The sequence below is a fragment of the Microbacterium sp. NPDC007973 genome (assembly GCF_042958465.1).
GTDB classification, from domain to species: Bacteria; Actinomycetota; Actinomycetes; order Actinomycetales; family Microbacteriaceae; genus Microbacterium; species Microbacterium galbum.
On sequence record NZ_JBIBJJ010000005.1, the window covers coordinates 65,683 to 92,145 of the forward strand.

Consider the following 26,463-nt stretch of genomic DNA (forward strand, 5'->3'; position numbering starts at 1 on the left):
CCGCCACGGCGCACGGCGTCTCTCTTCGGCGAGTCGCGTTCATCTCGGACACCGGGAGCGGCGCCACGCCGTCACACCGCCCGGTGCGTGAACCGCCCGCCGAGCAGGGTCGCGGCGACCGGCATGCTGCGCAGAGCATCGCGATCGCACGAAGAGGGATCCGCGTCGACCACGACCAGGTCGGCCGGCTGTCCCACCGCCAGCGTCGTGCGACTGCTCGCGGCGAGCGCGACGTCGAGCGGCAGGCGTTGTTCGGGATGCCATGCGTCGCGGTCCCCGCGACTGCGCGCCGTCGCAGCGGCGATCGCGTGCCACGGGTCGAGAGGGGCGACGGGGGCGTCGGAGCCGAGGCGCAACTCGGCTCCCGAACGATGGAGCGATCCGAACGCGAAAGCCCGCCCCGTGCGACCGGCCCAGTGCAGGTCGGCGATATCGCGGTCGTCCATGGCGTGCTCCGGCTGCACGCTCGCGACCAGTCCCGCCCTACGGAACCGCGCGAAGTCCGCATCGCGCACGAGCTGGGCGTGCTCGATGATGCCCGGCATCCCGAGTTCCTCGAACACCTCGATTACCTCGGTGTTCGCGCGGTCGCCGATCGCGTGGACGGCGGGCAGGATGCCACCCTCTCCCGCGCGCACGAGCAACCGGCGCAGTTCCTCGACGGGGACGCTCTGCACCCCGCACCCGTGCTCGGCGTGCGGGTCGGCTCCGGGGTAGGGGTCCCAGCACCAGGCGGTGCGGGTGTTCAGCGAGCCGTCGGAGACGACCTTGAGCCGGCCCATGGTCACGAGGCCGTCCGCGTCGAGGTCGTCGCCGGTGCGCAGCCCCGCGGCGAGCGCCTCCTCGAGCCGGTCGGGCCACACCGAGGCGTCGACGCGGAGGGAACGCACCCCGGCGGCGACCCGCTCGGGCCACTCACGGAAGTTCGGCACGTTCTCGTAGTCGACGATCCCGACGATCCCGCGCCGGGCCGCCGCCTCCGCGACCTCGCCGTATGCCTCGACCGGAATGGACGCCGCCTGCTGGAAGCGCTGCAGCGCGGCGATCCACTCGAACTCGGCGACGACGCCGCTGTCGTCCGGCCTGAGGCCGAGCCGCTCGGCGCCGCGCGAGTTCATCCACCCGGCGTGGAGGTCGCCACTGACGAGTACCACGGGGTCGTCGGCGAACGCCTCGTCGAGGGCGCGCAGCGAGGTCGGCGTCGTCCACAGCCCGTCGCGGTAGCCGTAGCCGACGAGAACGCCGTCGGTGCGCGGCGCTCCCGCGCGCAGCGCCCGGCGTACGGCATCCACGACCTCGTCGGGACCGTTCGTGCCGCCGACGTCGACGCGGCGGCTGGAGATGACCCACTGCGTGAAGTGCACGTGGGCGTCCCACAGGCCGGGGCCGACGAAGCGGCCGTCGAGGTCGACGACCTCGCCCGCGGCCGGCACCGCGCCCGTCGGGGCGATCGTCTCGATGAGACCGTCGCGCACGACGACGTCGACGGGCTCGCCGCCCCCGTACGGCCGGACGGAGAGCAGGGTGAGCGCGCTCACAGCGCCGGCACCGGCGAGCCGACGAGACCGAACAGGTCTTTGGGATCGTCGGGGGCGGCCACGAGGTCGATCTCGAGCGCGAGTTCCGTGCCCGCGACGCTGTCGCGGAGGAACCGCAGCGCCGAGAAGTCCTCGATCGCGAATCCGACCGAGTCGAAGATGGTCACCTGATCATCGGCGGTGCGACCGGGTCGCCGGCCGGAGAGCACCTCCCAGAACTCGGTCACGGGGAAGTCCGCGTCGACGCGCTGGATCTCGCCCTCGATGCGCGTCTGCGGCGTGTACTCGACGAACACGGGCCCGCGCGAGAGGATCGCCGGGTCGAGCTCGGTCTTGCCCGGGCAGTCGCCGCCGATCGCGTTGATGTGCATTCCGGATGCCACATCGGCGTCGCTCAGCACGGTCGCCGCCGCTTTGTCGGCGGTGCAGGTCGTCACGATGTCGGCGCCGCGGGCGGCATCCGACGCGGAGTCGCACACCACGATGTCGAAGCCGAGCGGGGCGAGGTTGCGCACGAGCTTGGCCGTGGCGGCGGGATCGACGTCGTAGACCCGCAAGCGGTCGACGCCGAGGATTCCGCGGAAGGCCAGGGCCTGGAACTCGGCCTGGCTCCCCGCGCCGATCATGGCCATGGTCGACGCGTCGGCGCGGGCGAGACGCCGCGCGACCATCGCCGAGGTCGCGGCCGTGCGCAGCGCCGTCAGCAGCGTCATCTCCGACAGGAACACGGGGTAGCCGTTGTGCACGTCGGCGAGGACGCCGAACGCGGTCACGGTCTGATACCCGCGGCCGGGATTGAACGGGTGCCCGTTCACGTACTTGAACGCGTACGTGTCGGGGTCGCTGATGGGCATGAGCTCGATCACGCCGAAGGGCGTGTGGCTGGCCATGCGCTCGACCTTGTCGAACGACGGCCACCGGCGGTAGTCCGCCTCCAGGTAGGCGACCATGTCGGTCATGAGTCGCTCAGCGCCGTGCGTGGCGACCCATCGCACCATGGCGTCCACGCCAACGAATCCGGTCATCGTCTGTTCTGTTCCTCTCGGGGGCGGATGGCATCCATGCGGTCGGCCAGGGCCGGGTTGGCGTAGGGGCCGGGGGCGCGCAGCGCCGCGATCACGCGGTCGACGACGGCATCCGGCTTGTCCTGACTGAGTTTCTGCTTCGCCTCGACGCGGGTCACGGGCAGGCGGAAGCCGACCGTTCCGTGCACGATGCGCTCGGCGTACGCCGTGTTCTCGAGGCTGTGGTGCATCAGGAAGGGGTTCGGCAGCGGCGCCTCGAACCGCGTCACGAGCCGATCGAGCACGGCGAGGTTCTCGTCGTCGCTCAGGATCTCGGGGATGCCGTACAGGTGCGCCACGACGAAGTTCCACGTGGGCACGGCGGGCGAGGTGTCGTACCAGCTCGGCGAGACGTACCCGCTGGGTCCCGACACGATCACCAGGACCTCGTGGGCGCCGAGCTCGTGCAGCGCCTCGTCGGGGCGGCCGACGTGGCTCACGAGGGCGAGGCCGTCGGCGGCGGCGTCGACGAGCACCGGGTAGTGGGATGCCACGAGCCCGCGCCCCGGGATGTGGCTGACGAGCGTGGCCCAGGGGTTCTCGTCCACGAGCGCGCGGACCGCGTCGAGGTCGTCGAGGGCGTAGTCGGCGTTGTGCCTCATGCCGCCGCCTCCCCGCGCGGCGGGCCGAAGACGAGCACGAGCTCGGCCGGCTCGGCGGAGGCGTTGCGCACGCCGTGCCGCAGACCGGCCGGGGCATAGGCCGCATCACCCGCGGCGAGCACGCGCTCGTCGCCGTCCGTCGAGAACACGACCTCGCCGCGCGTCACGATGTACATCTCGTCGCTGCTCTCGGCCGAGCAGCTGTCGGCCGCCCCGGTCAGGTGCCGGTGCTCGCCCTCGGACGCACCGGGGGCCAGGTGGTAGAGCATCACGTGGACACCGAGGGCCGTGGTATCCGCGAAGTACCACTCGATGCCGACCCGACCCTCCCCCTCGTATAGGCTCCAGTCGTGGTGACCGTCGCCGCGTCGTTGTACTTGCATGCCGGGCCTCACATCGCGGGGACGGCGGTCGCGTCGACCGCGAACGCCGCCAGGTCGTCGGTGGTGTCGCCACCCGTCGCGAGCTCGGCCAGGGCCAGACCGATCGCGGGCGTGAACTTGAAGGCGTGCCCCGCCCCGAGCGCCACGATGATGTCCGGGTGCTCGATGAGCGGCCCGATGACGAAACGGCGGTCGGGCGTGAGCGCGTACTGGCACGTGACCGTGCGCAGCGGCTCACCGCTGGAGGGGATCGTCGCGGCGAGGAAGGCCGCCAGCTCCGCGGTGCGCTCGGGCGAGGGCACGAAGGTGCGCTCGGCGGGCGTCATGCGGTTCTCCGAGACGTCGCGCGCGGCCTTGATCGTCGGCTCCCCGTACGTCGGGAACCCGTAGAAGCACTGCTCGTCCTCCCAGATCCACACGGGGAAGCGGTCACGGTCGAACACCTCGGGGTCCGCGGGAGCGAAGTAGCTGACCTGCTCCTGCATCACCTCGAGCGGGATCCGGATGCCGAGCGGCTCGAGCAGCTCGTTCGTCCACGCGTCCGCGGCGACGACGACGCGGCGCGCGCGCACGTCGCCCCCGGAGGTCGAGACGACGACGCCCTGATCGTCGGGGGTGAGGCGATCGACGCGGGTGCGATCCCGCAGCACGGCACCGAGCATGCGCGCGTGCATCTGCAGGGTCGCGACGGTGCGGGCGGCGTGCGCGATTCCCGAATCGGGGGTGTAGACGCACGTCACCCCCTCGGGGACCACGAACTGCGGCCAGCGTGCCCGCACCTCTGACGGATCGAGCAGCTCGAACGGCACGCCGCTGTCGGAGAGGCTGCGCGCGAAGTCGGCCGCGTCGTATGGACCGTCGTCAGGGATGAACACGACGCCGCCCGTGATCGTGAGCAGGCGCTCGCCCGTCGCCGCCTCCAGCGCCGCCCACTCGCGATAGGCCGCCTGCGCGAAGCGCACGTAGGCGGCCGAGCCGTACGAGGTGCGCACGATGCGCGAGGTGTCGTGCGAGGCGCCACGCACGTGCCCGAGCTCGAACTGCTCGAACGCGACGACGCGGACGCCCTGACGAGCCAGGTGGTACGCGGCCGCGCTGCCGAGCGCGCCGAGTCCCACGACGGCGACGTCGAATTCCTCCATGACGGATCCTCCCGAGAGCCGGACGGGCGCCCGGCGAATATCGGCAATTATTCGAATCGCTCGTCGCCGCCCTGTTACGGTCGCCATCTGCAGCAATTCATCGACGACCACTTTGCAGAAATCGAGAAGGCCATGACCGCACGCGTCGAGCAGGCCGTCGCGGTCCTTCGCGCGGTCGCTGGTCGTGGCGACCCCACCGCGCCGCTCCCCCTCGCCGAGATCGCCCGTCCGGCCGGCATCGGGCTCAGCACCGCCTCGCGCCTCTGCGCCGAGCTCGCCGACGCGGGACTCCTCCGGCGGGGCGACGGCTATGGGACGTACGGTGTGGGCACGCGGGCGGTCAGCCTGTCTGGACGCGCCGCCGCCGCCCTGGGGCCGACCGTGCACTTCGAATTGCACCGGCTCGCGCAGGAGACCGCCGAGACGGTCGTGCTGGCCGCACCCGAGAGCGGTGGGGCGCGGATCGTGGCGACCGTCGCGTCGGGGTGGACCCTGCACGTGCCCGCGATCATCGGCGACCGTGTGGACGACCCGCGACGCGCGCTCGTGCGGGCGGCGTCGCCCGACGGCGCCGGCGAGGTGGTCGTGGAGTCGCAGACCGGCCGTGCCGTCGAGATCGCCGTCGCCCTCACCGCCCCCGACGGTCGTCGTGTCGCCGTTCTCGCCGTATCGCTCCCGGTGTACCGCGCCGCCCGTGCACGCCCGCGCATCCGCCGCCTGTTGACCGACGCCCGTCACGCGTTCGAGCGGGCGCTCGCGCGGACGCACCGTCCGGAGCCCGCCCGCGATACCCCGACCGCCCGCGACGACGGGCCCACCGTCGCGCCGATCAGGGCGATCGAGGCAGCCGTGCGGATGGCGGAGGTCATCGCGGACTCCCCCCGTTCCGTCACGGCCGCCGCCTCCGCGATCGGGCTGCGCCTCGACCGCGCGCGTCGAGCGGCCGACGCTCTCGTGCGCACGGGCCTGCTCGCCCGCGACGCCGAGACCGATGCCCTGCACGTCGATCCCTCGATCCACGCGTGGCACCGTGCCGCCTTCGCCCCGACCCTCGCGCTTGACGGTCCCGCCCGCACGGCCGCGACCGCGGAGCGCGTCGGCGCGTGCGTCTTCGTCACGACGCTCACCGGCATGCGCAGCTTCACGATGGTCGAGCACATCGAGCCGCTCGGGGAGGGACTGCGCATGGCGCCCTGGCTCGGCCGCCCGCACCCCCTGGTCGGTTCCGACGGCGGCCCCACGCTCGCGATGGATTTCGACGCGGCCCAGCTCGCGCAGCTCTTCCCCCGGCGCCACGGCGCCGCGGAGTACGAGCAGTTCGTACGCCGCGTCGAGCGGGTGCGCGCCGATGGGACGCTCACGATGCGCTCGATCGACGAGTTCGGCATCACGTCGGTCTCGGCCCCGGTCCGCGACGCCGCTGGTCTCGTCGCGGCCGCGGCGTGCATCGTCGGGGCGACGGAAGATGTCTCGGCGCGGCTGCCCGAGCTCCGCGAGGCCGCCCGCGCCCTCGCGGCGGACCTGTCCCGTGACCTCGGCGCGACGTGCGCGGCATCCATCCCCGTCTCCGCCGGGGTGGGGTCCGCGCCCATACCGTCGCCCCGCTGACGCGGGCTATCGTCGCTCGCACACGACCCGAAGGACCCCGGATGCCGTTCACCCCCGACCCCGCGATCTTCTACGACACCGCGGGAGACCCCTCTGCGCCGACGGTCGTGCTGATCGCCGGCGGCGGCGCGCAGCTCATCGCCTGGCACGTCGACTTCGTGTCCGCGCTCGTGGGACGCGGCCTCCACGTCGTGCGCTTCGACAACCGCGACGTCGGCCTGTCGGCCCGCTTCGGCGGTCCCGACGACATCGACGGCGGCTACGGTCTCGAGGAGATGGGCGACGACGTCATCCGCGTGCTCGACGACCTCGGGATCGACGCGGCGCACCTCGTCGGGCACTCCATGGGCGGGATGATGGCGCAGATGGCCGCGATCCGGCATCCGCAGCGCGTGCGCAGCCTCGGCCTGCTCTCCACGATCCCGGGCCGCGACCCGCGCTACATCCTGCACGACGAGCGTCCCGAGCTCATGCGGGAACCGGTCCGCTACAGCCGCGACGAGGTGCGCGCCGGAGCGAGGGCTTTCGCCGCCTCTACCGCCGGCGAGCGCTACCCGCTCGACGTCGAATGGAACACGTGGGCCGCCGTCGAGGCGTTCGACCGCGGCTACGCCCCGGAGGGCTTCTCCCGTCAGTGGTCCGCGCTGCTGCGCGCTCCCGAGCGACTCGAGGCGCTCCGCGCGCTCGACGTTCCCGCACTGGTGTTCCACGGCCGCGACGACGACGTGCTGCACTGGAGCGCCGCCGTCGACATGGCCGAGGCCCTGCGCTCCGCCGAGGTGCAGGTGCACCCCGGTATGGGGCACTTCATCGTGCCCGAGCTGTGGCCCGAGCTGATCGCCGGTATCGAGCGCGCCGTCGAAGCCGGCGAGGCCCGCCGCGCCTGACTCGAGAGCGTTCAAATCGTCGACGCCCGCGGCCACGGCCCGGGACCGGCACGCGCCACATCAGCGACCGGCTGCGGCGGAGATCCCTGCGCCCGCGCGCAGCATCAGTGCCCGGCGTCGGCGGAGGAGTTGCGGCGCCCGACCCGCTGCACCCCCGTCACCACCCCGACGATGATCAACCCGAGCGCCAGCCCGAAGACCGCGGACATCGCCGTCTCCACGATCCACACGACGACCGGACCCGCCGCCTCGATCGCGTGCGTCACGAGGTGGACGAGCTCGTAGGGGCCCGCCCAGAACGTCTCCTCGAGGTTCTGCAGCACGAGGTGCCCGCCGACCCACAGCATCGCGACGGTGCCGATGACGCTGATGACGCGGAAGACGGCGGGCATGGATGCCACGACCCGCACCCCGAAGCGTCGGACCGCGCGCGAGGGGCTCTTCATGAACCGCAGCCCGATGTCATCCACCTTCACGAGGAGCGCGACGGCGCCGTAGACGACGAGCGTCATGGCGAGGCCGATGACGAGGAGTGCAGCGAGCGTCATCCAGATGCTCAGCCCGGGGTCGAGGCTGGACAACGCGATCAGCATGATCTCGGTGCTGAGGATCAGATCGGTGCGCACGGCGCCCAGCACGAGCTTCTTCTCGTCGCGGGGCTCGTCGGAGTCGTGCTCACCGTGGCTCACGCCGAACCACTCGAGCACCTTCTCCGCGCCCTCGAAGCACAGGAAGCAGCCTCCGATGATGAGCAGGTACGGCAGAACCCACGGTGCGAAGGCGGTCAGCAGCAGCGCGATCGGGATGATGATCACGTACTTGTTGATGATGCTGCCCAGCGCGATCTTCCACACCACGGGCAGTTCCCGCGCCGGGGACAATCCCTGCACGTACTGAGGGGTCACGGCCGCGTCGTCGATGACGACGCCCGCGGTCTTGGCGCTCGCGCGCATCGCGGCGCTGAGGATGTCATCGACGACGGCGAGCAGACCGACCGACATGTGCGTATCTCCCGGGGGTGAGGATGCCGGCGTGTGCACGCCGCGGGACGACACTAGCGGGTGCGCGGTGGATGCCGCGGTGGCTGGCGTCGCCGCCCGTCCCCTGTCGAGAGCCCGTCGGCGTGGCTAGGGTGATCCTCACGGGATCGGCAGGGGGAGCACATGTCATTCATCACCCGCGGCTTCGGCGGTCGTCGTCGGGAACGCGACCCCCGTCTGCCCCCGGGCCAGACCCTCGTGTCGGACTGGCCGGTGCTGTCGGCGGGGCCGACCCCCGCGGTGGACGCCGCGGCGTGGGAGTTCGCGATCGGCACCGAGAAGGGCGTCCATCGCTGGAGCCTCGAGGAGTTCCAGGCGCTCGGCATGGAGGACGTCACGGTCGACATCCACTGCGTCACGCACTGGACGAAGCTCGACATGCCCTGGCGCGGCGTCTCGCTCGACCGCGTCTTCGCGGAGGTCGAGACGAGCCACCGCTACGTGATGGTGCACTCCTTCGGCGGGTACACGGCCAACCTCGCCCTCGACGACCTGCTCGGGGGGAAGAGCTGGATCGCCTTCGAGGCCGACGGTGCGCCCCTCACCCCCGAGCACGGCGGCCCCGCCCGCCTGCTCGTGCCGCACCTGTACTTCTGGAAGAGCGCGAAGTGGGTGCAGGGTCTCATCACCATGGCATCCGACAAGCCGGGTTTCTGGGAGCAGAACGGGTACCACCTGCACGGCGACCCCTGGCGCGAGGAACGGTACGGGTGACGCGTCGACCGGCATCCTGGCACGCGGCCACCGTCGTCGCGACGCGCCCCGAGACGTCGACCGCGCGGCGCATCGAGCTCGACGTGCCCACCTGGCCGGGCAACGACGCCGGTTCGCACCTCGACGTCAGACTGACCGCCCCCGACGGCTACCAGGCGAGCCGCTCGTACTCGGTCGCCTCCTCGGGCGAGGGGACGCGGATCACGCTCGCGGTCGACGAGGTGCCTGACGGAGAGGTCTCTCCCTTCCTCGTGCACGAGCTGCGCGAGGGAGACCGCATCGAGGTGCACGGCCCGCTCGGCGCGTTCTTCGTGTGGACGCCGTCGGCCGACCCCGCGCCGGTTCAGCTGATCGCCGGAGGGTCGGGGGTCGTCCCCCTGTTCGCGATGGCGTCCGCGCACGCCGAGAGCGCCGACGCCTCCCCCTTCCGCCTGCTGTATTCGGTGAGATCGGCTGACGACATGTTCTTCCGCCACGAACTGACGGCGCTCGCGCGCGACGACCGCCTCGACCTCGAGGTCGTCTACACGCGAAGCGCCCCGGCGGCGTCGGCGATCCCGCCGGGGCGGCTGACCGCCGAGCGCCTGCGCGACGCGATCATCCCCGCGGCGGAGGAGCCACGGGTGTTCGTCTGCGGTCCGACGCCGTTCGTCGAGGCCGTGGCGGGGTGGCTGATCGAGCAGGGACACGCGCCGGCGCGCGTGCGCACCGAGAGGTTCGGAGGTTCGTGATGACCGTGCTCGACGGCAACGCCCTGGCCGGGCGCCTCGACGATCTCCTGGGGTGGGATGCGACCGGCTCCGAAGTGCGCTGCACGCACTGCGGCATCCGCGGCCTGCTCGCCACCGCCTCGGTCTACGCGTCCGCGATGGGCGCGGTCGTGCGATGCCGCTCCTGCGACGCGGTGCTGCTCACCGTCGTCGACGCCCCCGACGGTCGTTCCTGGCTCGGGATGCCGGGACTCAGCGCCGTGGAGCTACGGCGCGGGTAAGACCGGCGGTCACCGACGACATCGGCATCCGGAACGAGAAAAGCCCCGGCGGACCGGGGCTTTTTCTGCGGAGACGGAGGGATTTGAACCCTCGGTCCCCTTACGGGGACTCCACCTTAGCAGGGTGGTGCACTAGGCCTGACTATGCGACGTCTCCAGGTGATCGAACCTTGCGGCGCGAGCACACCGGTCAATACTAACCGGATGCCGCCCGGCATCCGAAACCGAAGTCCGGATGCCGGGCAGCGGGCCGGGCGTCACTGACGCACGTTGCCGTTCGAGCACGTCGCCTGGGCGGCGGTCTGACCCGCGATGCCCTCGGGGAGCACGACCGTGCCCGGGGTCGATCCCGGGGTCGGGGTCGCGTCGGCGCCCGCCGACGGGGCGTCGGTCGCGGCGTCGGTCGGCGCGGGAGCCGCGGTGTCGGACGGGGCCGGCGTGGCGTTCGCGTCGGCGATCACGCCGTTGCCGTCGCTGAGGTTGCCCGACAGCTGCAGCGGCTGGTTGGCGGCCAGCGCGGCCCACAGGGTGTCGGCGTCCTCGTGGTCGGGGACGACGCGGTTCGGGTCGGACGGGTCGGTGTAGGTCGGGTACTGGATGAACACGATCTCGCTGAAGGGGACGTCCTTCACCGCCGAGGCGATCTGGACGAGGGTCAGCGGGTTGGTCAGCGACGTCGACGGGTCGACGTTGCGCAGCGCCGTGGAGGCCAGCTTGTACAGCGTCGCGGGGTTCGAGAGCACTTCCTGGCTCTTCAGCTTGTTCGCCAGTCGCGACATGTACTGCTGCTGGTTCGAGATGCGGCCGAGGTCGCCGCCGTCGCCGACGCCGTGGCGGGTCCGCAGGAACTGCAGAGCGTCGAGGCCGACCACGGTGCGCATGCCGGCGGGCCAGTCGATGCCCGTGTACGGGTCTTTGATGCCGTTCGCGATGCACACGTCGACGCCGCCGATGGCATCCGTGATGTTGATGACGCCGCCGAAGCTGACCTTCGCGGCGAACGGGATCTCGAGACCGCTGAGGTCGGAGATCGTCTCCACGACGCACGACAGACCGCCGTAGGAGAAGGCGCTGTTGATCTGCTGCTTGCTCATCGCGGAGTGCTCGACGCCGTCTTTGTCGGTGCACGAGGGGATCGGCACCATGAGGTCGCGCGGAAACGAGATGACGGTCACGCGGCGCGGCGCGTCGGAGATGTGCACGAGCATGTTGACGTCGTTGAGGCTGCCCTCGGAGTCGGCGCCGGTGCACCGGTCGCCGAACAGCTCCGCGAACTCGGGCTCGCACTCGTCGGTGCCGATGAGCAGCATGTTGACGCCGCCCTTGAGCTCGCCGAGGTCCGGCGGTACCGCGGGCTGGTTCTTCAGTTCGACGGCGTCGGCGGTGAAGCTGCGAGTCAGGTCGACCGCGGCGTACGCCAGCACCGTTCCGCCCGAGACGAGCAGCACGGCGAGAACGATGGCGAGACCGCGGAACAGCTGACCGAGCGGACCGGGCGAGGTGAGCCGCCCGTGGCGGGCGACGGTCCTCGGACCGCGCGGGGTGGTGGTCTTGCTCACTCGGGTCCTTTCACGACGGATGCCACCGGCCCGGCAGCACGTCGACCTCGGCGCGGCGGCCGAAGGTCGCAGCAATACTAGGGACGCACGGCTGTGAATGCCGTGAAGACCGGGCGTTTCACCCGTTCCGGCGGCGACGACCGATGGTGGCGTCAGGATCGGTACGCGTCGCGCCGATGCGTGATCGAGACGATCTCGATGACGACCCGCTCGTCGATGATCCGATAGAGCACCCGATACTCCCCGCGACGGGCGGAGAACAGAGGGGCCAGAGGCTCGCGGAGCGGCTTGCCCACCCGGCGAGGATTCTCGGCGAGAGCCCCCACGATGAACTCGAACGCGGCGGCGGCCACCTTCTCGGGCAGATCGACTTCGAGCGCCCGGCGAGCACCCCGCGTGAAGACCACCTCGTACGTCATGCGGTGAGACGACCGCGCGCGATCATCGCCGCCCGTACCTCAGCCGCCGACGACGTCTCCCCCGCGGCGAGATCGGCGAGGCCGTCACGAACGGCGGCGACCTCGGCGGGCCGACTCAGCACGTCGACCGTTTCGAGAAGGGCGTCGTAGTCGTCCGCGCTCATCAGCACCGCGACGCGGTCGCCGTTGCGCGTGACGTCGAACCTCTCGTGCGTCGTGATGGCCGACTCGACGAGCTTGGAGAGGTTGGCACGAGCGTCGGCGAGCGAGAGCGTGGTCATGTACAGAATTCTAGCTCGCAGTCGGTATGCGATGGGGCTCCGCGAAGGCCGCCGGGACCGGCGGCGTGGACCCCACCCCCGTTCGACTCCCGCTCAGCCGGTCATAACGCGAAACGCGGACCCCTGCGGGGCCCGCGTTTCGCGTTGCGGAGGGTGTGGGATTCGAACCCACGGGACATTGCTGCCCACTGGTTTTCAAGACCAGGTCCATCGGCCGCTCGGACAACCCTCCCGGACGAGCCGAGTCTACCGACCGCCCGGGATGACGGCGTCCAGCCCCCGTGGCGTGACGCCGGGGCTCAGTAGCGTCGGACGCATGGCGACGAGAACGCGCGGAGCGCTGGCATCCTTCTTCCTCCGGCTCGGAAGCCGAGTGTGGGTGCGCGCGGCCATCTTCACGGTCATCGCGATCGTCGTCGCCCTCGCCGCCCGTTTCATCGGCCCGCTCCTGCCGTTCTCGTTCAGCTTCTCGCTGGGCGACGGCGCCGTCGACTCCCTCCTGCAGATCATCGCGACGGCGATGCTGACCGTCAGCACCTTCTCGGTGACCGCCATGGTGACGGCCTTCTCGTCGGCGACCACGACCGCGACGCCACGGTCGACGCAGTTGCTCATCGCCGATCCGACCTCGCAGAACGCCGTCTCGACCTTCGTGGGGGCGTTCGCGTTCTCGCTCGTCGGCATCGTCGCGCTCTCCACCGGGTACTACGAGCAGCAGGGGCGGTCCATCCTCTTCGTCGCGACGCTGGTGATCATCGCCATCGTCGTCGTGACGCTGCTGCGGTGGATCTCGCACCTGTCGACATTCGGGCGGATGGCCGACGTCATCGACCGCGTCGAGAAGGCGGCGGCGCTGTCGCTCGAACTCCACGCCGAGTATCCGACCCTCGGGGCCCGCGCCGCCGTGCCGGTTCCCGTCGACGCCGTCGCCGTCCACGCCGACGAGGTCGGCTACGTCACCCACATCGACGTCGCGGGGCTCGAACGAGTGGCGCGGCAGGCGGATGTCGAGATCCACGTGCGCGCCACCCCCGGGCGGACCGCCGACTCGCGCGTCCCCCTCGCCTTCGTCACCGGCGACCCCGGGGACGACGTGATCGCCGGGGTCGTCCGCGCCTTCCGCGTGGAGCACCATCGGACGTATGAGCAGGATCCGCGGTTCGGCGTGATCGCGCTCGCGGAGATCGGAACGCGAGCCCTCTCCCCCGCGACGAACGATCCCGGGACGGCCATCGACGTGATCGCCGCGCTTCAGCGCGTGTTCTCGCGCGCCCTCACCACCGATCGCGCCGAGCACGTCGATCACGAGCACGTGTTCGTTCCGGCCCCGCAGCTTCCCGACCTCGTCGCCGACGCCTTCCGTCCCCTGGCGCGCGACGGAGCGGGGCTCCTCGAGGTGCAGGTGCGCCTGCAGAAATGCCTCGCCTCGCTCGCGGCATCCTCTCCCCGCGACGCGGCGGTGTTCGCCGACGGTGCGCGCGCGGCGCTCGTGCGCGCACACCGTGAGCTCGCCCGCGCCGACCGGGCGGTGCTGGATGCGGCGGTCGCCACGGCGTGGGCGGCCACCCCCGTTCGACGAGGCGCCTTCCGCCGCTGAACGCCGTTTATGTCCGGGGTATCCATTCGCCTCGGGCGGACGCCGGTCGCCTCGGGCAGGAGTAGACCGGACCTCATCAGCCCACCACGACCCGCCGGGCCGTCTGAGATGAGGAGGCACCCCATGATCGTCACCACCCTGTCTTCGCAGATCGTTCTGGCGGTGTTCGCGCTCGTGTACGCGGCATCCCTGCTCGCCGCGGTCGTCGCGGTGCGCGATCCGCACAACGGCGTCGGACTCAAGGCCACGTGGGCCGTCGCCCTGCTGCTTCTGCCGCCGGTGGGACTGGTGGCCTGGGAGGCGTCGCGGATCGTCGACCACCGCGCCGTACGGGCCGGACACGCGGCACACGTCTGAGGTGCGGGACCGGTCCCTTAGACGGGCTCAGGGACCTCACGTGGCGCGTCAGGGCGAACGCGTGGCGGGCGCGATCACAACGCGCGCAGGATCGCGGCGACGCCGCCGTCGGTGACCGAGAGGCCGACCTCACCCGCGGCGGCGTGCACCTCGGGCGGACCCTGGTGCATCGCGATCGCGCGACCGCCGTTGCGGACCGCCCACTGCATCATCTCGATGTCGTTGCGGCCGTCGCCCATGACGAGCACGCGCTCCGGCGCGATGCCCAGCCACCCGCGAACCAGCTCGAGGGCCGTGGACTTGTCGACCCCCTTCGGGGCGATGTCGAGCCATGCGGTCCAGCCGATCGCGTACGAGACCTGCGTGAGGCCGATGCGCTCGACGAGCTCGAGGAAGTCCTGGTCGGTCTGCTCGGGGGCCACCACGACCACACGGCACACGGGCTGCGCCGACAGCTCGGCGAACGCGACCTTGTCGGCCTTCTCGAGGTTCCAGTCGTCGAGGTAGTCGGTGAACAGGCGCTTGCCGTCGGGGAGCTCGACGAGGAAGTGCGCGCCCGCGAGGTGCTCGCCCAGCAGGGTCAGCACCTCGGAGGGATCGAAGGTCTCGACGTGGGCGCGCACGTAGTCGCCGTCATCGCCGTCGCGTCGCATGACGATCGCGCCGTTGGAGCACACGGCGTACTCGGGACGGATGCCGAGGCGATCCATGATCGTGTGGGTGCTGTCCCAGCTGCGACCGGTGGCGAGCATGACCTCGTGACCCGCCGCCTGCGCGTGGGCGACGGCCTCGACGACTCCGGGGCTGAGCGTGTCGTCTTCGAGCAGCACGGTGCCGTCGATGTCGAGCGCGATGAGCATGCGCCCGACGCGGGCGTCGTCGGCCAGGTCGGCGACGACGTCGGCCGCCTCCTGCTTCGGGGCGCTCTCGACGGCACCGGTGGCGGGCAGGGCGGCCTCGTCGGTCATGCGATCGGCTCCATGACCTCGAGGCCGCCGAGGTAGGGCCTCAGCACCTCGGGCACCGTGACCGATCCGTCCTCGCGTTGGTGCGTCTCGAGCAGCGCCACGATCCACCGCGTGGTGGCGAGCGTGCCGTTGAGGGTCGCGACCGGCTGCGTCTTCCCGCCGTCGGCGGGACGGAACCGGGTCTCGAGGCGCCGGGCCTGGTACGTCGTGCAGTTGGAGGTGCTCGTGAGCTCGCGGTAGGCGCCCTGCGTGGGGACCCAGGCCTCGATGTCGAACTTGCGCGCCGCGCTGGATCCGAGGTCGCCGGCGGCCACGTCGATCACGCGGTAGGCGAGCCCCAGGTCCTGCAGCATGCCCTCCTGCATCGCGACGAGACGGTCGTGCTCGGCCTCGGCATCCGCCGGGTCGGTGTAGACGAACATCTCGAGCTTGTTGAACTGGTGCACGCGGATGATGCCGCGGGTGTCCTTACCGTAGGAGCCCGCCTCGCTGCGGTAACAGGTGGACCACCCGGCGTAGCGCTTCGCGCCGCGCTCCAGGTCGAGGATCTCGTCCATGTGATACCCGGCGAGGGGCACCTCGCTCGTACCGACCAGGTAGAGATCCTCCTTCGGCAGGTGGTACACCTCGTCGGCGTGCTGGCCGAGGAAGCCGGTTCCGCGCATGACCTCGGGGCGCACGAGCGTCGGCGGGATCATGGGGGTGAAGCCCGCCTGCAGAGCCCGGTCGAGCGCGAGGGTCATGAGCGCGAGCTCGAGCCGCGCACCGATGCCGGTGAGGAAGTAGAAGCGGCTGCCCGAGACCTTCGTGCCGCGCTCCATGTCGATCGCGCCGAGCAGCTCGCCGATCTCGAGGTGGTCGCGCGGCGTGAAGTCATAAGAGGGGACCTCGCCGTGCGTGCGCAGAGTGATGAAGTCGTCTTCTCCGCCGGCCGGGACGCCCTCGAGCACGATGTTCTCGATCTTCGCCAGCGCCGCCTCGGCGGCCTCCTCGGCGGCGGTCACGGCGTGCTGTGCCGCCTTGACCTGCTCGCTGAGCTGCTTGGCCTCCGCGACGAGCGCGGCCTTCTCGTCCTTCGGTGCTTGGGCGACGCGCTTGCCATGGGCGTTCTGCGACGCGCGCAGCTCCTCGAAGGCGGTGATGGCGGCGCGGCGGTCGCGGTCGGCGGCGAGGGCCTCGTCCACCGAATCCGGCGACTCCCCGCGGGCGATCTGGGAGCGCTTCACGAGCTCGGGATCTTCACGCAGCAGGGTCAGGTCGATCACGCGTCCATCCTACGGTCGCGCCCGACCGCTCCTTCCGCGTCGAGCGGGGCGCGTCGATCGACGACCGGCAGGCGCGACCGTGCGTGCCGGCATCCGTTCATGCCGTTCGATCCTCCGCGGAACGAGGGGAGACACGCGCGGCGCATGCGCGTGCGGCATCCCGCCGTCAACCCCGTCTCCTCGGCGGGTTGCGCCCGCCCGCGCGGTCCTATGGTGGATGCCATGGCCGCCCCTGACGAGCCGCGTGACGACGCGGAGTCCCCCGACAACGTCCCCGACGACGCCCCCGCCGACGTGCAGGCCGACGCGGCCGCGGCCGACGGATCGCACGAGCACTTCGACGCCGCCCGCCTGGGCGACGACGTGGCCGATCATCCGCGCAAGGACGTCCCGCACCCCAAGGACGCCGCAGAGCCCGACGACACCATCCATCAGCCGGAGGACGTCGACCCCGACTCCTCGGCCGAGCTCCCCGGCAAGACCCAGCGCGTGGACGCCGAGGGCGAGGACGCCCCGATGGACGCCGAGACCACGCAGAAGAAGCGCGCCGCCCTCGTCTACAACCCCACGAAGGTCGAGCCCGAGGTGCTGCGGGCGCGGGTGGCCGAACTCGCCGGCGAAGCCGGATGGGCTGAGCCGCTGTTCTACGAGACGACCGTCGACGACCTGGGCGACGATGCGACCCGCGCGGCGCTCGACGAGAAGGTGGATGCCGTGCTCGTGGCCGGCGGCGACGGCACCGTGCGCGCGGTCGCCGAGGCGCTCACCTCCACCGGCGTCCCCCTCACGATCGTCCCCAGCGGCACGGGCAATCTCCTCGCCCGCAACCTGAACCTCCCGCTGACCGACACCGACGCGATGATCCGAGCGACCTTCGAGGGCGACGTCCACTCCATCGACACGGGGCTCGCCCGCATCCGCCGCGCCGACGGCGAGATCGAGGAGCACGGGTTCTCCGTCATGGCCGGCATGGGCCTGGATGCCGCGATGATCCAGAACACGCGAGACGACCTGAAGAAGCAGGTCGGGTGGGTCGCCTACGTCGACGGCGCCGCCCGGTCTCTGGTCAACGCGAAGCCGTTCCGCGTGATGTACCAGCTGAACGGGCACCGTCTGCACTCGGCGAAGGTGCACAGCGTGCTCTTCGCGAACTGCGGCGCCCTGCAGGGCGGAGTGGCGCTGATCCCCGACGCCTCGATCGCCGACGGTCGCCTCGACGTCGCCGTACTGCAGCCGACCGGAGTGCTGGGCTGGCTGGGCGTGTGGCGGAGCATCGTGTGGGACAACTCGGTGCTGCGCAGGTTCCGCGCCGGCCGGCGCGTGCTCGAACGCCGCAAGGACTCCTCGGTGCGGTACCTGCGGGGCACGGGCATCGAGCTCGCGACCGCGCCCGCGCAACCGATCGAGCTCGACGGCGACGAGTTCGGTGAGGCGACGCGCATCTACACGCGCATCGTGGCGGGCGGTCTCATCGTGGCGCTGCCGAAGGGGCACGACGTCTCCTCGATCTGACGCGCGGCGTTCCGGCCCGGCGTCCGGCGCCCGGCGTCCGGCGTCCGGCGTCCGGCAACCGGCGTCCGGCGCCCGGCGCCCGGCATCCGGCGAGATGACACGAGTCGCTCGAGATCAGACGTCTCCGCGTCCGATTGCGCGTGACCTCGGCGGGGGCGTGTGATCTCGGCGACGGCTCAACCGAGGTGGCTCGCCGGGAGCGACCCGCCTGTCAAGCCCGGAGGGGCGGATGCCGGGGTGGATAGCGTCGAGGGATGGCATCGCCTTCGATCGTGTGGTTCCGTGACGACCTCCGCCTGACCGACAATCCGGCTCTGCGTGCGGCACTCGACCGCGACGAGCCGATCGTGGCGCTGTACGTGCTCGACGAGGAATCGGACGGCGTGCGCGAGATCGGCGGGGCGGCGCGGTGGTGGCTGGACGGGTCGTTGGCATCCCTCGCCGAACGACTCGAGGACCGCGGCGCGACGCTCGTGCTGCGCCGGGGGGCGGCGGCGACGGTGCTCCCGGCGGTGGTCGACGAGGTCGGCGCCGGCGCCGTCTTCTGGAACCGCCGTTACGGCGGGGTCGAGCGCGAGATCGACGCGGGTATCAAGGAGGAGCTGCGCGACGACGGCGTCACCGTGGCCTCGTTCGCGGCGAACCTCCTCTACGAACCGTGGACCGTTCGCACGCAGAGCGACAAGCCCTACGGCGTGTACAGCCCGTTCTCGCGCGCCGTTCAGAAGCTGCCCGCGCCGAGGCCGCCGATGCCGGAGGCGCGAAAGATCCCCGGGGTGTCGGCATCCGTCGACTCCGACGACCTGTCGTCATGGGGCCTGCTGCCGACGAAGCCCGACTGGGCCCAGGGCCTGCGCGAGACGTGGGAGCCGGGCGAACCGGCGGCCAAGGCGCGGCTGAGGGAGTTCCTCGACGACGACCTCGGCGACTACTCGAAGTACCGCGACGAATTCGCCGGCGGAGCTACCTCGAACCTGTCTCCGCGGCTGCGGTGGGGCGAGTTGAGCCCGTATCAGGTGTGGCACGACACCGTCGAGCACCGGGGTTCGGGCGAGCACGCCAAAAGCGCGAGCGGCTTCCTGTCCGAGCTCGTCTGGCGCGAATTCGCGTGGCACGTCACGTACCACTCCCCCGACATCGCCACCGTGAACTGGCGCCGGAACTTCGACGACTTCCCGTGGCCGAAGCTGAACCGCTCGCACCTCGAGACGTGGCAGAAGGGACGCACCGGCGTGGCCGTCGTGGACGCCGGGATGCGTCAGCTGTGGAAGACCGGCGTCATGCACAACCGCGTGCGCATGGTCACGGCATCCTTCCTCATCAAGAACCTGCTGATCGACTGGCGTCACGGCGAGCAGTGGTTCTGGGACTGCCTGGTCGACGCGGATGCCGCGAGCAATCCCTTCAACTGGCAGTGGGTCGCGGGATCGGGCGCGGATGCCGCCCCCTACTTCCGCGTCTTCAACCCCGAGACGCAACGCAAGAAGTTCGACCCGCACGACGCCTACGTGCGGGAGTGGGCGCCGGAGTACCTCGGTGAGGACCCGCCGGAGCCGATGGTCGACCTCGGCGAGACCCGCAAGCGTGCGCTCGACGCCTACGCGCACGTGCGGCACGGGGGCTGAGCCGGCGGGTCACCCTTGCGCGGGCGCCGCTCCGCGCGAGTCACCACCGCTGGCGTCGTCCTGCTCATCGTCGGATCGCCCCCATCCGCGTAGCCCGGAGGCGATGGCGACGCCGAATACCGCGGTGAGGATCATCCACACCGACCGGGTTCGCTGCGCCTCGCCGCACGCGGCCGAGACCTGGGCCCCCGCACGGGCCAGATCGTCGCTGGTCACGGCGTCGGACGAGCGCGACTCGAGCCACGCGTCGACCGCACGCCGCTGGTCGGCGGTGAGACCGTCTGTCAGATCCACTCCCTCGACGGGCGCGAAGACCGCCCGGCACGGCAGATCAGCGCCGTCGCTCAGAGCCGCGGACGTAGGCACGAACCCCATCACCGCGACACCGATCAGTGCCGATGCGGCGACCGAGGTCGTATTGAGCCAGGCCATGCCACCCCCCGGCTATCAGACTAGGAGGACACGGCGCCGGTATCCAGAGATTGCCGGGGAGGCCGGCACCCAGGTACGCGAAAGGGGCGCCACCTCGCGGTGACGCCCCTTTCGAAGCCGATGTCAGTTGACGCGCTGCTCGTCGGCGTCGTCCTCGTCGTCGTCGCCCGGGATGAAGACGTCGACCACGGTCACGTTGATCTCGGCCACCTTCATGCCCACGAGCTCGGTGATGGCCTGGTGCACGGCCGAACGCACGTTCGCGGCCACGCGCTGCAGCTGCTCGGGGTAGTCGACCTGGATCGCGATGTCGGCGGCGACCTCGGTCTCGCCGACCTCGACGCTCACGCCCTGGGCGTGGTCCTTCGCGCCGACGGCTTGGCGGATGTTGCCGATCACGCGGGCGGCGCCGCCGCCGAGGGCGTGGACCCCGGGAACCTCGGCCGCGGCGATGCCGGCGACCTTGGCGACGACGGCGTCGACGATGACGGTCGAGCCGCCGTCCTTCGTGGCGGGGGTGGGGGTGGCGGTGGTGGTGTTCTCAGCCATGTTCGCTTCCTTCCGTCGTTCCGGGACCGTGTGTCCCGCGATGTCATAGGTGAGACGCGCGGCGGAGAGGATTCGTCACGGAATTCTTCCTGGGAGAAAGCTGGGGATGGACGCTGGCTCCTCAGCCCTCTTCCCATTCGACCGACACGGGCTCGATCGTCGCCGTCTCTCCCGGAGTCTCCTCACCCCAGAGCACGACGCGGGTGTGAGCGGTGAACAACACGTGGACGTCTCGGTCGCCCGCCACGGTGAAGCGCTCGAACCGCCCCCCGTCATGCACGGCGGCCTCGATACGACGTTCGAGATCGGCGACGTCTTGTCCCGGCGCGAGCGAGAACGTCGCGTCATCCACGGTCATCACCGTGCGCACCACGGTCACCCCATCGGTCATGCGCGGCACGATAGGAACGCCTTCGTCGATCGGTCACGGGGGTTGCGCGCCCGCGCAAGAGGAATACGCTCCGCCCGATGCGCGTTCGCCTGAGGGTGAACGACGCGATCCCCTCCCTCTCCGTTCTCGACCTCGTGCCCGTGCGTCACGGGCAGACCAGCGCGCAGGCGGTGAGCGCGGCCCTCGATCTCGTCGAGCGCGCCGACCGCCTCGGCTACCGCCGCTACTGGTTCGCCGAGCACCACAACATGCCCTCCGTGGCATCCACCACTCCCCCGGTCCTCATCGCCGCTGCCGCCGCGCGCACGAGCCGCATCCGCGTGGGGTCGGGCGGTGTCATGCTGCCGAACCACTCGCCGCTCATCGTCGCCGAGCAGTTCGCGGCGCTCGAGGCGCTCGCCCCCGGCCGCATCGATCTCGGTATCGGCCGTGCGCCGGGCAGCGACCCGGTCATCACGCAGCTGCTCAACCGCTCCGGAACCACGAGCGACGTCTCGCGCTTCCCCGACCACGTCACCGACATCATGGCGCTCACGTCCCCCGACGGAGCGACCGTGCGCTTCACCTCCGGCAGCGAGTACCAGGTGAAGGCCACGCCCTCGGCATCCGGGGTGCCGCAGGTGTGGCTGCTCGGGTCGAGCGACTACTCCGCTCAGCTCGCGGCGTCGTTCGGCCTGCCGTATGTCTTCGCGAACCACTTCGCCGGCGAGGGGCTCGACCGGGCGCTGCACCTGTACCGCGACCAGTTCGTGCCCAACGAGTCCGGAGAGGGTCCCCGCACGTTCGTCACCGCGAACGTCGTGGCGGCGCCCACAGCCGACGAGGCCGAAGAGCGGGCCGTGCCGCAACTGCGCATGATGGCGCGCCTGCGCACGAACAAGCCGCTCGTGCCGCTCGAGACGGTCGAGCAGGCGAAAGCCGATCCGTTCGACGCGATGGCGGAGTCGATCATGGCCTCGACGCGGCAGAAGTGGTTCGTCGGAACCGGAGCCGAGGTGCAGGGTCAGCTCGCCGCGTTCGCCGCGCAGCACGGCGTCGACGAGATCATGGTCTCGCCGGTCGCGGGTGCGTACGACGGCGAGGGGTCGGAGGGCCGGGCGCAGACGCTCGAGCTGATTGCGGCGCGGGCGGCTGTGGCGGCCTGAGGCTGAGGTGGCTGAGCCTGTCGAAGCCACCGAATCACCGCAGGTCCCGGGCCCTTCGACAGGCTCAGGGACCTCGCGTCACGCCGGGCGCTTCGACAGGCTCAGGGCCCGGGGGCTCTGCGAGGAGGCTCGGGCTCAGCGACCCCCGCGAGACGAGCGGGCTGAGCCCGTCGAGGGCGCCGCGCGCGCTCAGGTCTCGGGCTCGCCGCTCAGCAGGCCGCGCAGCCAATCGCGCGCCTCGACGAACACGTCGTCGCCGTAACGGGGCGGGTAGCGGACGATCGCGCGGTCGGCCCGCGCGTACGAGCCCAGGAAGATGACCTTCGGACTGAAACGCCGCAACCCCAGCAGCGCGTCGGCCATGCGCTCGTCGTGCACGTGGCCGTCGGCGTCGATCACGAAGCGGTAGCGGCCGAGGGCGTCGCCGATGGGCCGGGATGCCAGCAGGCTGAGGTTGATGCCCCGGGTGGCGAACTGCTCGAGCAGCTCGAGCAGGGCACCGGGGTGGTCTTCGGGGAGCTCGACGATGAGCGAGGTCTTGTCGGCGCCGGTCGGGGGCGCGGGAGCCACGGTGCGGCTGACGAGCACGAAGCGCGTGACGGCGTTGGGGTTGTCGCCGATGCCCTCGGCGAGGACCGTCAGGTCGTGGTGCGCGACGATGCCGGGGGCGGCGATCGCGGCGTCCGCGGCGCTCGTGCCGTCGAGCACACCGAGGGCGCTGGCGACATTGCTCTCGGCGGGAAGGTGGGCGTGCGCGGGGACGTTCCGGCTCAGCCAGCCGAGGCACTGCCCGTAGGCGACGGGGTGCGCGGCGATGAGCGACACATCGGCGAGGGTCGCTCCGGGCCGTCCCACGAGCACGAAGTTCACGGGCACGAGGTACTCGCCCACGATGCGCAGACCCGGGACCGTCGCCAGAGCGTCCTGCGCGGTCGACACCCCGCCGTCGACGGAGTTCTCGATCGCGATCATCGCGGCATCCGAGCGCCCCTCGACGACGTCGGCCAGCGCCTCGCCGACGTTGCGTACGGGCCGCCAGACCTGGTCGCGGGCCTCGGGGACCTGCGCGAGCGCGGCTTCGGTGAACGTGCCGGCGGGTCCCAGGTAGCTGTAGGTACGGCGGGCGGGCACGGTCTCTGTGTCGGGCAGCACGGCGTACAGCCTAGACCGGCGACGCACGGCCTCTCTTCGTGGCCGGCGGGGGCGCTGCACGACGACGGATTCGCCGTGAATGCGCAACGGCGTGTGCGCATGTCGGAGGGAGCGGGCAGACTGGGCGCATGAGCAGTCGCGCAGGACAGCCCGCCGAGGCATCCGATCTCATCGACATCGACGAACTGATCGCCGCCTACTACGACCGCAAGCCGGATGCCGCGGTGCCCGAGCAGCGCGTCGCCTTCGGCACCAGCGGTCACCGGGGCTCGTCGCTGAGCACCAGCTTCAACGAGGACCACATCCTCGCCACCACCCAGGCGATCGTCGACTACCGCGCCGCGCAGGGCATCACCGGCCCCCTCTTCCTCGGACGCGACACGCACGGCCTGTCGCTGCCGGCCGAGCGCAGCGCCATCGAAGTGCTCGTCGCGAACGGCGTCGACGTGCGCGTCGACTCCCGCGACGCGTGGGTGCCGACCCCGGCGCTCAGCCACGCGATCCTCACGTACAACCGCGACCGTGCGACCGACGACCCGGGCCGGGCGGACGGCATCGTCGTGACGCCCTCGCACAATCCGCCCCGCGACGGCGGCTTCAAGTACAACCCGCCGCACGGCGGCCCCGCCGACACCGACGCCACGGGCTGGATCGCCGACCGCGCGAACGAGCTCATCGCCGCGGGCCTCGACGGCGTGCAGCGCACCCGTCACGCCGACATCGACCTCGACGGCCTCGGTCAGTACGACTTCCGTGACGCGTACGTGCGGGATCTGGCATCCATCATCGACGTCGACGCCATCAAAAGCGCCGGCGTGCGCATCGGCGCCGACCCGCTGGGCGGGGCGTCGGTCGAGTACTGGGCGCTCATCGCCGAGGTCTACGGCCTCGACCTCACCGTCGTGAACCCCGAGGTCGACCCGACGTGGAAGTTCATGACGCTCGACTGGGACGAGAAGATCCGCATGGATCCCTCGTCGCCCTCGGCGATGGCCTCGCTCGTCGCCGCGCGCGACGAGTACGACATCCTCACGGGCAACGACGCCGACGCCGACCGGCACGGCATCGTCACCCCCGACGCGGGGCTGATGAACCCCAACCACTACCTCGCCGTCGCGATCGACTACCTCTTCTCGCACCGCGAGGGCTGGCCGACGGATGCCGCGGTGGGCAAGACCCTCGTGTCGTCGATGATCATCGACCGCGTCGCCGCCTCGCTCGGCAAGACGCTGCTCGAGGTGCCGGTGGGCTTCAAGTGGTTCGTCCCGGGTCTGCTCGACGGCTCCGTCGCCTTCGGCGGTGAGGAGTCGGCCGGTGCGTCGTTCCTGCGCAAAGACGGCACCGTGTGGACCACCGACAAAGACGGCATCCTGCTCTGCCTTCTCGCTGCCGAGATCCTCGCCGTCACCGGCAAGACGCCCTCGCAGCGCTACGCCGAGCTCGAGGCCGAATTCGGCGCCTCGGCCTACCAGCGCGTCGACGCTCCGGCCTCGCCCGCGCAGAAGTCGGCCCTGTCGAAGCTGTCTCCGGATGCCGTGACCGCCACCGAACTCGCGGGCGAGCCGATCACCGCGAAGCTCTCGCACGCGCCCGGCAACGGCGCCGCGATCGGCGGCCTGAAAGTGCAGACCGAGTCGGCGTGGTTCGCCGCGCGCCCCTCCGGCACCGAAGACGTCTACAAGCTGTACGCCGAGTCGCTCCGCGGCGAGGAGCACCTGCGCGAGGTGCAGGAGGAGGCCCGCGCGGTCGTGTCGGCCGCTCTCGGGCAGGCCTGACCCGCGTCCGTCGAAGCGGCGTCGCCCTCCGGGGCGGCGCCGCTTTCGCGTGCGGCGGCGGGGCGCCCTAATGCTGATAAACGCTCGCTGCACCGGGAAACGCCCTCTGCGAGCGTTTCTCCGTGCAGCGAGCGTTTATCACGGGGGTGGGGGGATGCCGCGGGGTCGCGCACCGGAGGAAAGCGGGAACGCAGGAGTAAACGCCTTGCCGTGGGCGACACGACGGCGCGCGGCGTTTCTCACGCGGGACAGCGTTTCCTGGCGGGGGGGCGACACCCACGGCGCGCGAGCGGGCTGGGCGTCGAACGCCGCGGCCCCGGCGCTCCGAAGAGCGTCGGGGCCGTGGCATCCGGGACCGGGGCCGGGATTCAGCGCGTGGGGGTCACGCGGGGGCGAAGGTCTTCGCGTCGATGACGAAGCGGTAGCGCACGTCGCTGTTCAGCACGCGCTCGTAGGCGTCGTTGATCTGGTCGGCCGAGATGAGCTCGGTCTCGGGCGCGATGCCGTTCTCGGCGCAGAAGTCGAGCATCTCCTGGGTCTCGCGGATGCCGCCGATCGACGACCCGGCGAAGGAACGACGGTTCGTGAACAGCGTGAAGACCTGGATCGGCAGCGGCTCCGGCGGGGCGCCGACGTTGACCATCGTGCCGTTCAGTGCGAGCAGGCCCAGGTACTGCTTGAGGTCGAGCGGGGCGCTGACGGTGTTGATGATGAGGTCGAAGTGCTTCTTCAGCGTGGAGAAGGTCTCTTCGTCCTTCGTCGCGTAGTAGTGGTCGGCGCCCATCTTCAGGCCGTCGTCCTTCTTGCTGAGCGTCTGCGAGAGAACGGTGACCTCGGCGCCCATGGCGTGGGCGATCTTGACGGCCATGTGGCCGAGCCCGCCGAGGCCGACGACGGCGACCTTCTTGCCGGGGCCGGCGTTCCAGTGGTTCAGCGGCGAGTAGGTGGTGATGCCGGCGCACAGCAGCGGGGCGGCCTTCTCGTAGGGGATCGACTCGGGAACACGCAGCACGAAGTGCTCGTCGACGACGATCTTCTCGCTGTAGCCGCCCTGGGTGATCGTGCCGTCGACGTCCTTCGCGCCGTAGGTGCCGATGTTGCCCTTCTCGCAGTACTGCTCCTCACCGGCGAGGCAGTTCTCGCACTCGCGGCACGAGTTGACCATGCAGCCGACGCCGACGCGGTCGCCGACCTTGTGGCTGGTCACCTCGGAGCCGACCTCGGCGACCGTGCCGACGATCTCGTGACCGACGGTCAGGGGGTAGGGCACGTCGCCCCACTCGCCGCGGATGGTGTGGATGTCGGAGTGGCAGATGCCGGCGTAGGCGATGTCGATCAGCACGTCCTTCGGGCCGACGTCGCGGCGCTCGATGGTCGTGGGCTCAAGGGGCGAGGTCGCGGACGACGCCGCATAGGCGTTGACGTGCATGGGTCTCCTCGGGAGGGTCGATGCGGATGCATCCATCC

The 26,463-nt window shown here is 71.1% G+C and carries 27 protein-coding genes and 2 tRNA genes; 11 read left to right on the forward strand and 18 right to left on the reverse strand.

Annotated elements, in window-relative coordinates; all coding sequences use genetic code 11:
* Positions 1–71: 71 nt before the first annotated feature.
* The 5 genes from ACFZA2_RS16655 to solA are packed head-to-tail and all read right to left on the reverse strand — an operon-like array spanning position 72 to position 4,729.
* Positions 72–1,538: an amidohydrolase gene (locus ACFZA2_RS16655; RefSeq protein WP_391407048.1), complete on the reverse strand. Its 1,467-nt coding sequence runs from the start codon at positions 1,536–1,538 to the stop codon at positions 72–74.
* Positions 1,535–2,563, reverse strand: coding sequence for an ornithine cyclodeaminase (locus tag ACFZA2_RS16660; RefSeq protein ID WP_391407050.1), 1,029 nt, complete (start codon positions 2,561–2,563; stop codon positions 1,535–1,537). The genes ACFZA2_RS16655 and ACFZA2_RS16660 overlap by 4 nt, the downstream gene beginning before the upstream one ends.
* Positions 2,560–3,204, reverse strand: coding sequence for an FMN-binding negative transcriptional regulator (locus ACFZA2_RS16665; protein WP_391407052.1), 645 nt, complete (start codon positions 3,202–3,204; stop codon positions 2,560–2,562). Before ACFZA2_RS16665 ends, ACFZA2_RS16660 begins: the two co-directional genes overlap by 4 nt.
* Positions 3,201–3,587: a cupin domain-containing protein gene (locus tag ACFZA2_RS16670; RefSeq protein ID WP_391407054.1), complete on the reverse strand. Its 387-nt coding sequence runs from the start codon at positions 3,585–3,587 to the stop codon at positions 3,201–3,203. Before ACFZA2_RS16670 ends, ACFZA2_RS16665 begins: the two co-directional genes overlap by 4 nt.
* Before the next feature lie 8 nt (positions 3,588–3,595).
* On the reverse strand, positions 3,596–4,729 hold the full coding sequence (solA, locus tag ACFZA2_RS16675; RefSeq protein ID WP_391407056.1) for an N-methyl-L-tryptophan oxidase: 1,134 nt from the start codon (positions 4,727–4,729) through the stop codon (positions 3,596–3,598).
* Positions 4,730–4,861: 132 nt separating this feature from the next.
* Here solA and ACFZA2_RS16680 point away from each other — a divergent pair, with 132 nt between their 5' ends.
* Both ACFZA2_RS16680 and ACFZA2_RS16685 read left to right on the forward strand, forming a co-directional pair.
* Positions 4,862–6,337: a helix-turn-helix domain-containing protein gene (locus ACFZA2_RS16680; RefSeq protein ID WP_391407058.1), complete on the forward strand. Its 1,476-nt coding sequence runs from the start codon at positions 4,862–4,864 to the stop codon at positions 6,335–6,337.
* 41 nt (positions 6,338–6,378) lie between these two features.
* The gene (locus tag ACFZA2_RS16685) at positions 6,379–7,224 is read left to right on the forward strand and encodes an alpha/beta fold hydrolase (RefSeq protein ID WP_391407060.1); all 846 of its coding nucleotides are present in this window, start codon (positions 6,379–6,381) and stop codon (positions 7,222–7,224) included.
* 104 nt (positions 7,225–7,328) lie between these two features.
* On the opposite strand, the gene ACFZA2_RS16690 is transcribed toward ACFZA2_RS16685, so the two are convergent.
* Complete coding sequence (locus ACFZA2_RS16690; protein WP_391407062.1) at positions 7,329–8,225, reverse strand: DUF808 domain-containing protein; 897 nt, start codon at positions 8,223–8,225, stop codon at positions 7,329–7,331.
* Positions 8,226–8,387: 162 nt separating this feature from the next.
* On the opposite strand from ACFZA2_RS16690, the gene ACFZA2_RS16695 reads away from it, so the two are divergent.
* From ACFZA2_RS16695 to ACFZA2_RS16705, 3 genes are read left to right on the forward strand one after another with little or no spacing between them, the layout of a single operon-like run.
* A complete protein-coding gene (locus tag ACFZA2_RS16695; protein ID WP_391407064.1) occupies positions 8,388–8,978 on the forward strand; it encodes a molybdopterin-dependent oxidoreductase in 591 nt (196 codons plus the stop codon).
* Positions 8,975–9,709, forward strand: coding sequence for an FAD-binding oxidoreductase (locus ACFZA2_RS16700; RefSeq protein WP_391407066.1), 735 nt, complete (start codon positions 8,975–8,977; stop codon positions 9,707–9,709). Before ACFZA2_RS16695 ends, ACFZA2_RS16700 begins: the two co-directional genes overlap by 4 nt.
* Positions 9,709–9,969 (forward strand): DUF6510 family protein, encoded by a 261-nt coding sequence (locus ACFZA2_RS16705; protein WP_391407068.1) that lies wholly within the window; start codon positions 9,709–9,711, stop codon positions 9,967–9,969. The genes ACFZA2_RS16700 and ACFZA2_RS16705 overlap by 1 nt, the downstream gene beginning before the upstream one ends.
* A 68-nt stretch (positions 9,970–10,037) precedes the next feature.
* Here ACFZA2_RS16705 and ACFZA2_RS16710 read toward each other — a convergent pair.
* The 5 genes from ACFZA2_RS16710 to ACFZA2_RS16730 all read right to left on the reverse strand — a co-directional run bounded on the left by ACFZA2_RS16710 (position 10,038) and on the right by ACFZA2_RS16730 (position 12,460).
* Positions 10,038–10,126, reverse strand: a tRNA-Ser gene (locus ACFZA2_RS16710).
* Between the two features lie 100 nt (positions 10,127–10,226).
* Complete coding sequence (locus tag ACFZA2_RS16715) at positions 10,227–11,528, reverse strand: LCP family protein (RefSeq protein ID WP_391407070.1); 1,302 nt, start codon at positions 11,526–11,528, stop codon at positions 10,227–10,229.
* 152 nt (positions 11,529–11,680) lie between these two features.
* Positions 11,681–11,947: a type II toxin-antitoxin system RelE/ParE family toxin gene (locus tag ACFZA2_RS16720; protein ID WP_391407072.1), complete on the reverse strand. Its 267-nt coding sequence runs from the start codon at positions 11,945–11,947 to the stop codon at positions 11,681–11,683.
* Positions 11,944–12,228 (reverse strand): type II toxin-antitoxin system Phd/YefM family antitoxin, encoded by a 285-nt coding sequence (locus ACFZA2_RS16725; RefSeq protein ID WP_391407074.1) that lies wholly within the window; start codon positions 12,226–12,228, stop codon positions 11,944–11,946. Before ACFZA2_RS16725 ends, ACFZA2_RS16720 begins: the two co-directional genes overlap by 4 nt.
* A gap of 147 nt (positions 12,229–12,375) precedes the next feature.
* Positions 12,376–12,460, reverse strand: a tRNA-Ser gene (locus ACFZA2_RS16730).
* Between the two features lie 84 nt (positions 12,461–12,544).
* Here ACFZA2_RS16730 and ACFZA2_RS16735 point away from each other — a divergent pair.
* Both ACFZA2_RS16735 and ACFZA2_RS16740 read left to right on the forward strand, forming a co-directional pair.
* Positions 12,545–13,825: a DUF2254 domain-containing protein gene (locus tag ACFZA2_RS16735; RefSeq protein WP_391407075.1), complete on the forward strand. Its 1,281-nt coding sequence runs from the start codon at positions 12,545–12,547 to the stop codon at positions 13,823–13,825.
* 123 nt (positions 13,826–13,948) lie between these two features.
* Positions 13,949–14,182: a PLDc N-terminal domain-containing protein gene (locus ACFZA2_RS16740; protein WP_391407077.1), complete on the forward strand. Its 234-nt coding sequence runs from the start codon at positions 13,949–13,951 to the stop codon at positions 14,180–14,182.
* A gap of 74 nt (positions 14,183–14,256) precedes the next feature.
* On the opposite strand, the gene ACFZA2_RS16745 is transcribed toward ACFZA2_RS16740, so the two are convergent.
* Positions 14,257–15,150: an HAD family hydrolase gene (locus ACFZA2_RS16745; protein ID WP_391407079.1), complete on the reverse strand. Its 894-nt coding sequence runs from the start codon at positions 15,148–15,150 to the stop codon at positions 14,257–14,259.
* A complete protein-coding gene (serS, locus tag ACFZA2_RS16750) occupies positions 15,147–16,415 on the reverse strand; it encodes a serine--tRNA ligase (RefSeq protein WP_391407081.1) in 1,269 nt (422 codons plus the stop codon). Before serS ends, ACFZA2_RS16745 begins: the two co-directional genes overlap by 4 nt.
* A 222-nt stretch (positions 16,416–16,637) precedes the next feature.
* Here serS and ACFZA2_RS16755 point away from each other — a divergent pair, with 222 nt between their 5' ends.
* Both ACFZA2_RS16755 and ACFZA2_RS16760 read left to right on the forward strand, forming a co-directional pair.
* Positions 16,638–17,927 carry a diacylglycerol/lipid kinase family protein gene (locus tag ACFZA2_RS16755; protein ID WP_391407082.1) on the forward strand — a complete coding sequence of 430 codons (1,290 nt, stop codon included), beginning with the start codon at positions 16,638–16,640 and terminating at the stop codon, positions 17,925–17,927.
* 254 nt (positions 17,928–18,181) lie between these two features.
* A complete protein-coding gene (locus tag ACFZA2_RS16760; RefSeq protein WP_391407084.1) occupies positions 18,182–19,552 on the forward strand; it encodes a cryptochrome/photolyase family protein in 1,371 nt (456 codons plus the stop codon).
* A gap of 9 nt (positions 19,553–19,561) precedes the next feature.
* On the opposite strand, the gene ACFZA2_RS16765 is transcribed toward ACFZA2_RS16760, so the two are convergent.
* The 3 genes from ACFZA2_RS16765 to ACFZA2_RS16775 form a co-directional block, all read right to left on the reverse strand.
* Entirely contained in the window at positions 19,562–19,984 is a 423-nt protein-coding gene (locus ACFZA2_RS16765) for a hypothetical protein (protein WP_391407085.1), read from the reverse strand.
* Between the two features lie 123 nt (positions 19,985–20,107).
* On the reverse strand, positions 20,108–20,533 hold the full coding sequence (locus ACFZA2_RS16770; protein WP_391407087.1) for an Asp23/Gls24 family envelope stress response protein: 426 nt from the start codon (positions 20,531–20,533) through the stop codon (positions 20,108–20,110).
* A gap of 121 nt (positions 20,534–20,654) precedes the next feature.
* Positions 20,655–20,924, reverse strand: coding sequence for a hypothetical protein (locus tag ACFZA2_RS16775; protein ID WP_391407089.1), 270 nt, complete (start codon positions 20,922–20,924; stop codon positions 20,655–20,657).
* Positions 20,925–21,001: 77 nt separating this feature from the next.
* Here ACFZA2_RS16775 and ACFZA2_RS16780 point away from each other — a divergent pair, with 77 nt between their 5' ends.
* On the forward strand, positions 21,002–22,069 hold the full coding sequence (locus tag ACFZA2_RS16780) for an LLM class flavin-dependent oxidoreductase (protein ID WP_391407090.1): 1,068 nt from the start codon (positions 21,002–21,004) through the stop codon (positions 22,067–22,069).
* A 189-nt stretch (positions 22,070–22,258) separates the two neighbouring features.
* On the opposite strand, the gene pheA is transcribed toward ACFZA2_RS16780, so the two are convergent.
* Positions 22,259–23,221, reverse strand: coding sequence for a prephenate dehydratase (gene pheA, locus ACFZA2_RS16785; RefSeq protein ID WP_315994502.1), 963 nt, complete (start codon positions 23,219–23,221; stop codon positions 22,259–22,261).
* Between the two features lie 128 nt (positions 23,222–23,349).
* Between pheA and pgm the strand changes: the two genes are divergently transcribed.
* Positions 23,350–24,996, forward strand: a complete 1,647-nt coding sequence (pgm, locus tag ACFZA2_RS16790; RefSeq protein ID WP_315994501.1) for a phosphoglucomutase (alpha-D-glucose-1,6-bisphosphate-dependent) — start codon at positions 23,350–23,352, stop codon at positions 24,994–24,996.
* Positions 24,997–25,378: 382 nt separating this feature from the next.
* On the opposite strand, the gene ACFZA2_RS16795 is transcribed toward pgm, so the two are convergent.
* A complete protein-coding gene (locus tag ACFZA2_RS16795) occupies positions 25,379–26,425 on the reverse strand; it encodes an NAD(P)-dependent alcohol dehydrogenase (protein WP_391407092.1) in 1,047 nt (348 codons plus the stop codon).
* Between the last annotated feature and the right edge of the window lie 38 nt (positions 26,426–26,463).